The sequence below is a fragment of the Deferrisoma sp. genome (assembly GCF_054681715.1).
On the sequence record NZ_BAAHFQ010000255.1, the window covers coordinates 1 to 2840 of the forward strand.

General features: G+C 68.1%; 2 protein-coding genes. One reads left to right on the forward strand and one right to left on the reverse strand.

Features of this window, described 5'->3' with window-relative positions; genetic code table 11:
* Positions 1–924 (reverse strand): IS256 family transposase (locus ACY0I8_RS17465; protein WP_461395765.1); only part of this gene is annotated, 924 nt, incomplete at its 3' end.
* Between the two features lie 357 nt (positions 925–1281).
* Here ACY0I8_RS17465 and ACY0I8_RS17470 point away from each other — a divergent pair.
* A complete protein-coding gene (locus ACY0I8_RS17470) occupies positions 1282–2538 on the forward strand; it encodes an ATP-binding protein (protein ID WP_461395766.1) in 1257 nt (418 codons plus the stop codon).
* Positions 2539–2840 lie beyond the last annotated feature (302 nt).

The following is a 2840-nucleotide window of genomic DNA, read 5'->3' on the forward strand; positions in this document are numbered from 1 at the left end:
CCGCCGGGCCTCCTCGGCCGATCCCGCCGTGTAAACCTTACGCAAGTCCGCGCACAGAGCCTTGCGGTCTTTCCACGGTACCAACCGCACCGAGTTGCGAATCAGGTGAACCACGCAGGTCTGGAATACCGCCGTCGGGAAAACGGCCTCGATGGCCTCGGGCAACCCAGTCAACCCGTCCGCCGCCACGACGCCGATCCGTTCCACCCCGCGACGTTTCAGGTCTTCAAACACCCCCATCCAGAACTTCGCCGACTCGCTCTCGGCCACGTAAAGCCCCAAAATGTCTTTGTTTCCGTCTTCCGTCACCCCCACCACCGTGTACACCGCCCGCTTGGCCACCGGCCCCCTCTCCCGGGTCTTGGCAAACAAGGCGTCGATGTAGACCACGTAGTACAGCCGCTCCAACGGGCGCGCCCGCCATTGCTCCAGTTCTTCCGCCACCGAGTCCGTCACCCGGCTAATCAACTCCGGGCTCACCTCGGTGCCATAGATCTCCTCCAGCGTGCGCTGGATGTCCCGTATGCTCATCCCCCGCGCGTACAGCGCCAACACCTTCTGGTCAAACCCCTCCACGCTGCGCTTGTGCTTGGGCACCAGCTTAGGCTCGAATGTCCCATGGCGATCCCGCGGGACCTCCACCTCCACCGCGCCTACGGACGTACGGACCCGCTTCGTCGTGGACCCATTCCTCCGGTTGGTCTGGCCGGCCGGAGGAATCGCCCCCTTCGGATACCCCAGATGGTGCTCCATCTCGCCTTCAAGCGCCTTGCTCAACACTCGCCCGAGCACTTGGCGCTGAAGTTCCATCACGTCCCACTCCCCCTCGACCACGAGCCTCGCCAGCTCCGCCGCGAGTTGATCCACGGCCTCGGGGATCGCTACCTTGTCCTTATCCTTGCGCTGCCTGACCTGGGCTTCCACCGCTACACCTCCTTCGTCTCCTCGCCCCAGGCCTGATACACAAAATTTCTTACACTACCCCCGGTGGCCGCTCCCACAGGGTGGGGGCCCGGCGCTGACGCTCGGCCCCAAGAACGATTCACCATTCCCCATTCCCCATTCCCCATTCCCCACTCACCATTCCCCATTCCCGGCAGTCCATCCGCCCAGCCGCTCCCACGGGAAGCCATGCCGCAGACGGGCCGCCCCCGCCGTCCGGGCTTGGCGGCCCGGCCTCGACGCGGACCACCTGCGTTGCAATCGGCCGAAGCGGTCGGTTACGATTGGCCGACAAAAAGGTTTGCAATCAGCCGAAGCCATCCCTTTCTTCTGGACGACATGACCGAGCAACCCCTGGTACCCCGCCTCGTGGAGCCGCGTGTGCGCGAGGCCCTGGCCGACACGCCGGTCGTGTTGGTTCACGGCCCGCGCCAGTGCGGCAAGACCACGCTGGTGCGCAGGGTGGGGCGGACGCTCGGCTATGTGTATTTCAACTTCGACGACGACGTGGTGCGGGGCGCCGCCGAGGCGGACCCCGCTGGGTTCGTGCTCGATCTGCCGGAGCGGGCCGTGCTGGACGAGGTGCAGCGGGTTCCGGCGGTGCTGACCGCGCTGAAGACCGCCGTGGACCGGGACCGGCGGCCGGGCCGGTTCCTCCTGACCGGGTCGGCGAACGTTCTTTTTCTGCCCAGGCTTTCGGACTCCCTGGCGGGGCGGATGGAGATCGTCCGGCTGTTTCCGTTTTCCCAGTGCGAGATCGAGGGGCGGAACCCGACATTCCTCGATGCGCTGTTCGGGGGGGAGTTGGGCACGGGGCGTGCCGAGCGGTTGGGCCCGCGCCTGGCGCAGCGGATCGCCGCCGGAGGGTATCCGGCCGCGCTGGCCCGGCCCACGCACCGAAGGCGTCGGGCGTGGTACCGCGACTACGCGGAGGCCTTGGTGCAGCGCGACGTGCGCGACCTCGCCCGCATCGCGTCGCTCGACGTGCTCCCGCGGTTGCTCGGGGTGGCGGCCGACCAGACGGCCCAGTTGCTCAACGTGTCCGACCTGGCCGGCCCGTTTCGCCTGAGCCGGCCCACGGTCCGGTCGTACCTGACGCTGCTGGAGCAGTTGTTTCTCGTGGACGAACTGCCGGCGTGGCACCACAGCCGGCTCCGGCGGGCGGTGAAGACCCCCAAGCTCCACATGGCCGACACGGGCCTCGCCTGCGCCCTTCTGGGCGTCGACGCCGAGACCCTGCACGCGGACCGGAAGCGGCTGGGCCGCATGCTCGAAACCTTCGTGTGCCAGGAGTTGAGGCGGCAGGCCAGCGGGGCCGATGACGACATCCGGTTCCACCATTTCCGGGACAAGGACGGGTACGAGGTGGACCTGGTGCTCGAGCGGGGAGGCCGGGAGGTGGCCGGCGTGGAGGTCAAGGCCGCGGCCACGGTGACCGCGTCGGATTTCGCGGGGCTCAGAAAGCTCCAGGCGGTGGCGGGCGACTCGTTCGCGTGCGGCGTGGTCCTGTACGACGGCGAGACGGCGGCGCGGTTCGGGGAGCGACTCTACGCGCTGCCGGTCAGCGCCCTGTGGCAGGGGAATGCAGGGGATTGACCCTGTCCGAGGTATTCGGCGCCGATCAAGGCTGTGCGAAAAGGCGAAGGGGCCCCGGCCCCGGCGTTCGCGCGGTTGCGGGCGCGCCCGCTATCCCGGGGGACAGCGGACGGACGCCGGTGGCAGGACGTTCCTGATTTCTGTCCTCTGCCCTCCGATCCCTGATACCAAGTTGCCTTCAAACCGACACCCAGCCCGAAGCCCGGCAAGGGGCCTGGTTCCGGCCGTGCGTGAGTGCGGCATCCGGCTTACGCTGCAGCCGGCACCCAGCCCGGCGGCTCCAGGAACGGCGGAAACGCGAA